Origin of the sequence: Brevibacterium senegalense (assembly GCF_000285835.1) — a bacterium.
Classification (GTDB): domain Bacteria; phylum Actinomycetota; class Actinomycetes; order Actinomycetales; family Brevibacteriaceae; genus Brevibacterium; species Brevibacterium senegalense.
Genome location: NZ_HE978614.1, coordinates 1 through 5,558, shown reverse-complemented (window position 1 = coordinate 5,558; position 5,558 = coordinate 1). Strand labels below are relative to the sequence as shown.

General features: G+C 55.6%; 2 rRNA genes. Both read left to right on the top strand.

Going from position 1 to position 5,558, the window contains the following annotated elements:
- Positions 1 to 148 precede the first annotated feature (148 nt).
- Positions 149 to 1,674 (top strand): 16S ribosomal RNA (locus HGBR_RS15680).
- A 546-nt stretch (positions 1,675 to 2,220) separates the two neighbouring features.
- Positions 2,221 to 5,343: ribosomal RNA gene (locus HGBR_RS15675) — 23S ribosomal RNA — on the top strand.
- Together the 16S and 23S rRNA genes form the textbook arrangement of a ribosomal RNA operon.
- Positions 5,344 to 5,558: the final 215 nt, after the last annotated feature.

Here is a 5,558-nt window from a genome sequence, read left to right as displayed (position 1 = left end):
GTCTGTTCTTTGAGAACTCAATAGCGTGTTTGTTTATTTGATGATGCCAGCTTTTTTATTTGCTGGGATCTCAACAATTTTTGTAGCTAAAGCTTTTTAGTTGCTTGTTGATTTCTTAGCCGGGTGATTGACCTGACCAAAACATGTATTTTTGGAGAGTTTGATCCTGGCTCAGGACGAACGCTGGCGGCGTGCTTAACACATGCAAGTCGAACGATGAAGCTCCTGCTTGCAGGAGTGGATTAGTGGCGAACGGGTGAGTAACACGTGAGTAACCTGCCCCTGACTGCGGGATAAGCCCGGGAAACTGGGTCTAATACCGCATATGACACCTGGCCGCATGGTCTGGGTGTGGAAAGTTTTTCGGTTGGGGATGGGCTCGCGGCCTATCAGCTTGTTGGTGGGGTAACGGCCTACCAAGGCGACGACGGGTAGCCGGCCTGAGAGGGCGACCGGCCACACTGGGACTGAGACACGGCCCAGACTCCTACGGGAGGCAGCAGTGGGGAATATTGCACAATGGGGGAAACCCTGATGCAGCGACGCCGCGTGAGGGATGACGGCCTTCGGGTTGTAAACCTCTTTCAGTAGGGAAGAAGCCTTCGGGTGACGGTACCTGCAGAAGAAGTACCGGCTAACTACGTGCCAGCAGCCGCGGTAATACGTAGGGTACAAGCGTTGTCCGGAATTATTGGGCGTAAAGAGCTCGTAGGCGGTTCGTCGCGTCTGCTGTGGAAACGCAAGGCTCAACCTTGCGCGTGCAGTGGGTACGGGCGGACTAGAGTGCAGTAGGGGAGTCTGGAATTCCTGGTGTAGCGGTGAAATGCGCAGATATCAGGAGGAACACCGGTGGCGAAGGCGGGACTCTGGGCTGTAACTGACGCTGAGGAGCGAAAGCATGGGGAGCGAACAGGATTAGATACCCTGGTAGTCCATGCCGTAAACGTTGGGCACTAGGTGTGGGGCTCATTCCACGAGTTCCGCGCCGCAGCTAACGCATTAAGTGCCCCGCCTGGGGAGTACGGCCGCAAGGCTAAAACTCAAAGGAATTGACGGGGGCCCGCACAAGCGGCGGAGCATGCGGATTAATTCGATGCAACGCGAAGAACCTTACCAAGGCTTGACATACACTGGAATGTGCCAGAGATGGTTCAGCCCTTTTGGGCTGGTGTACAGGTGGTGCATGGTTGTCGTCAGCTCGTGTCGTGAGATGTTGGGTTAAGTCCCGCAACGAGCGCAACCCTCGTTCTATGTTGCCAGCACGTGATGGTGGGAACTCATAGGAGACTGCCGGGGTCAACTCGGAGGAAGGTGGGGATGACGTCAAATCATCATGCCCTTTATGTCTTGGGCTTCACGCATGCTACAATGGTCGGTACAAAGGGTTGCGATGCCGTGAGGTGGAGCGAATCCCAGAAAGCCGATCTCAGTTCGGATCGTAGTCTGCAACTCGACTACGTGAAGTCGGAGTCGCTAGTAATCGCAGATCAGCAACGCTGCGGTGAATACGTTCCCGGGCCTTGTACACACCGCCCGTCAAGTCACGAAAGTCGGTAACACCCGAAGCCGGTGGCCCAACCCTTGTGGGGGGAGCCGTCGAAGGTGGGACTGGTGATTGGGACTAAGTCGTAACAAGGTAGCCGTACCGGAAGGTGCGGCTGGATCACCTCCTTTCTAAGGAGCATCACAGAACACCCGCGAGCCGTTTGTGGTTCGTGTGGTGGTGTGGCCATGCGGATGCCGAGTGTGTGTCCGGTGGTTGCTCATGGGTGGAACATCATTGAATACTTGCCGCTGCTGGCAGCCCTGTGTGGTTGTTGGTAGTGGGGCGAACACGCTGTTGGGTCCTGGGAGAGCAGGCCCCTGCGGCTCTTTTCTCGTGTCCGGGTGATCACGCTTTCGTGTGTGGTTGTGCGGGTGTGGGTGGGGAGTATGTGGGGTTCTGGTGTGTCTCCTCGTGCCGGTCTTGTGCTGCTGCATCCTGTTGTGGGGTGTGGGGGTGTGGGTGTCTGGTGGTGGATCATGGTTTTTTCATAGTGGACGCGAGCATCTGGGCATCACAGCCTGGTGTGTTCTGTGCGTGTGTGTGGCCGGCCTTCGGGTTGGTTGTGTGCGTGTGTGGGGTGTGCCTGTTGGTTGTGGTGTTCTGTGTAATTTTTGTTGTTGTGTTTCTTGTGTTATCCGACTCGCATTGCGTGCTGCATGTTGTGTGGTGGCGTGGTGTGAGTGTTCAAGAGCGCATGGTGGATGCCTTGGCATCAGGAGCCGATGAAGGACGCGGTAACCTGCGATAAGCCTCGGGGAGTTGGTAAACGAACTGTGATCCGAGGGTGTCCGAATGGGGGAACCCCGCGGCATGTTATGTGTCGTGACCTGCACCTGAATATATAGGGTGTGTGGAGGGAACGCGGGGAAGTGAAACATCTCAGTACCCACAGGAGAAGAAAACAATTGTGATTCCGTGAGTAGTGGCGAGCGAAAGCGGATCAGCCTAAACCGTGTGTGTGTAAACGTGCTGGTGTTGCATGTGCGGTGTTGTGGGGTCATTCGTTCTTCCTCAGCATGGGGAGAGCATGACTGTTGTGGTTGTAGTCGAACGCGTTGGGAAGCGTGACCGTAGTGGGTGAGAGTCCCGTAGACGAAACAGCTGCTGGTTGTGTGTGGTGATACCCGAGTAGCACGGGACCCGTGTAATCCCGTGTGAATCTGCCAGGACCACCTGGTAAGGCTAAATACTTCCTGATGACCGATAGCGGATCAGTACCGTGAGGGAATGGTGAAAAGTACCCCGGGAGGGGAGTGAAATAGTACCTGAAACCATGCGCTTACAATCCGTCAGAGCCTCCTTGTTGGGGTGATGGCGTGCCTTTTGAAGAATGAGCCTGCGAGTTAGCGGCACGTGGCGAGGTTAACCCTTGGGGGGTAGCCGTAGCGAAAGCGAGTCCGAATAGGGCGATCGAGTCGCGTGTCCTAGACCCGAAGCGGAGTGATCTAGCCATGGGCAGGGTGAAGCGATGGTAAGACGTCGTGGAGGCCCGCACCCACTTCAGTTGAAAATGGAGGGGATGACCTGTGGTTAGGGGTGAAAGGCCAATCAAACTCTGTGATAGCTGGTTCTCCCCGAAATGCATTTAGGTGCAGCGTTGTGTGTTTCTTGCCGGAGGTAGAGCTACTGGATGGCCGATGGGCCCCACCGGGTTACTGACGTCAGCCAAACTCCGAATGCCGGTAAGTGTAAGCATGGCAGTGAGACTGCGGGGGATAAGCTTCGTAGTCGAGAGGGAAACAGCCCAGACCACCAACTAAGGCCCCTAAGCGTGTGCTCAGTGGGAAAGGATGTGGAGTTGCGAAGACAACCAGGAGGTTGGCTTAGAAGCAGCCATCCTTGAAAGAGTGCGTAATAGCTCACTGGTCAAGTGATTCCGCGCCGATAATGTAGCGGGGCTTAAGTACACCGCCGAAGTTGTGGCAATACCACGCGTATCCGAGCCGATGCTCCCTTTGTGGGGTGTTTGGTTGAGGTGTGGTGTTGGGTAGGGGAGCGTCGTGTGGCCGGTGAAGCTGCCGAGTGATCGAGTGGTGGAGGCTATGCGAGTGAGAATGCAGGCATGAGTAGCGAAAGAAGGGTGAGAAACCCTTCCGCCGGATGACCAAGGGTTCCAGGGCTAGGCTAATCCGCCCTGGGTAAGTCGGGACCTAAGGCGAGGCCGACAGGCGTAGTCGATGGACAACGGGTTGATATTCCCGTACCGGCGAAGAACCGCCCATATCGAGGCGTATGATACTAACCTTCCAATGCTCCTCTCCTGCCTTCGGGTGGGAGTGTTGGGCTGCGGAGGGGACCTGAGTGCGTAGTAGGTAAGCGTGTTAACAGGTGTGACGCAGGAAGGTAGCCGGGCCGCGCGATGGTTGTCGTGGTCTAAGGTCGTAGGACGTCTGGTAGGTAAATCCGCCGGGCATGTGTCTGAGAGCTGATGGGCGCCCACTTTTGTGGGTGATCCGGTGATCCTATGCTGCCGAGAAAAGCATCGACGTGAGGTTCCAGCCGCCCGTACCCTATTACCGACTCAGGTGGTCAGGTAGAGAATACTAAGGCGATCGAGATAATCGTGGTTAAGGAACTCGGCAAAATGCCCCCGTAACTTCGGAAGAAGGGGGGCCATCCTGGTGATCCATCCGTGCGGTGGTGAGCTGGTGGTGGCCGCAGAGACCAGGGAGAAGCGACTGTTTACTAAAAACACAGGTCCGTGCGAAGACGTAAGTCGATGTATACGGACTGACGCCTGCCCGGTGCTGGAAGGTTAAGAGGACCTGTTAGACCACTTGTGGTCGAAGCGGAGAATTTAAGCCCCAGTAAACGGCGGTGGTAACTATAACCATCCTAAGGTAGCGAAATTCCTTGTCGGGTAAGTTCCGACCTGCACGAATGGCGTAACGACTTCTCCACTGTCTCAACCGCGAACTCGGCGAAATTGCACTACGAGTAAAGATGCTCGTTACGCGCAGCAGGACGGAAAGACCCCGAGACCTTCACTATAGTTTGGTATTGGTGTTCGGTATGGCTTGTGTAGGATAGGTGGGAGACTGTGAAGCATGCACGCCAGTGTGTGTGGAGTCATCGTTGAAATACCACTCTGGCTATGCTGGATTCCTTAACTTCGGACCCTGATCGGGTTCAGGGACAGTGCCTGATGGGTAGTTTAACTGGGGCGGTTGCCTCCCAAAGAGTAACGGAGGCGCCCAAAGGTTCCCTCAGCCTGGTTGGCAATCAGGTGTCGAGTGTAAGTGCACAAGGGAGCTTGACTGTGAGACGGACGTGTCGAGCAGGAGCGAAAGCTGGGACTAGTGACCCGGCCGTGGATTGTGGAATCGCGGTCGCTCAACGGATAAAAGGTACCTCGGGGATAACAGGCTGATCTTGCCCAAGAGTCCATATCGACGGCATGGTTTGGCACCTCGATGTCGGCTCGTCGCATCCTGGGGCTGGAGTCGGTCCCAAGGGTTGGGCTGTTCGCCCATTAAAGCGGTACGCGAGCTGGGTTTAGAACGTCGTGAGACAGTTCGGTCCCTATCCGCTGCGTGCGTAGGAAATTTGAGAAGGGCTGTCCTTAGTACGAGAGGACCGGGACGGACGAACCTCTGGTGTGCCAGTTGTACCGCCAGGTGCATGGCTGGTTGGCTACGTTCGGGAAGGATAACCGCTGAAAGCATCTAAGCGGGAAGCCTGCTTCAAGATGAGATTTCCTTTGAGGTGTCCTGTAGACGACAGGGTTGATAGGCCAGGTGTGGAAGCGCAGTGATGTGTGGAGCTGACTGGTACTAATACGCCAATCACTCATTAACCATCAATCCCATTGCTTGTTTGTGGTGGGGTGCTTGCTCCTGATTTCAAAGGGGGAGCGGGTTGCTTGCTGCACAGCGTTTTGTGTGGTGTGTGGTGTGGGTCGGGTAACACGAGTTAAACACAGCGCAAAAATTGAGTGTGTGTTCGCGTCCATTATGATTTTTGGCCATGAGGCCAGCCCCAAGGGGGTTGGTTGGCATAGTGCCGCGGCCCT